A 505-nucleotide genomic window follows, 5' to 3' on the forward strand; every position below is an offset into this window, starting at 1 on the left:
GCCTTGCGGGCGTCCTCGTCGGGCAACTGGCCAAGCGGCGTGCGGATCGCCTCGCGCGTGAAGTCGGGCGGCGGGTGCAGGGGGCGCGCGCCGCGCGCCGCATCGATCAGCCGATCGACGGCGGCCTCGGCACTCAGGCCGATCCAGGGCGCGAGYTGCTGCGGCGACGGTACGAAGCCGGTGCGGGTCAGCAGGTGGCGGGCATCGCTTTCGTTCAGCGTCATGCGTTTCTCCAGTCGGCCCCCAACGAACCGGCCGCCAGCTTCGCCGACAACTCTTGCCGACCTTCACAAACCTTCACTTGCCAAACCCGAAAAGCCGTGTCGCAAGATTTGTAACAGATGGTCCGGAGCCCCCAAAAACCGGATCGAACCTGCGCACAATCTCGGCTGTTACAAATCAACGGAGCCGTCGATGACGCCCACTGCCACTGCCCGCCCCGACCGCGTTGTCGTGGTCGATGACGATGCCCGGATCCGCGACCTGCTGCGCCGCTATCTGACCC

The 505-nt window shown here is 66.7% G+C and carries 1 pseudogene; it reads right to left on the reverse strand.

What is annotated here, in order from left to right:
* Nucleotides 1-224: pseudogene (locus tag AC1D01_RS38335) on the reverse strand (DUF1800 domain-containing protein); the annotation flags it as partial.
* Nucleotides 225-505 lie beyond the last annotated feature (281 nt).

Source organism: Rhizobacter sp. P3_B12 (assembly GCF_056402895.1).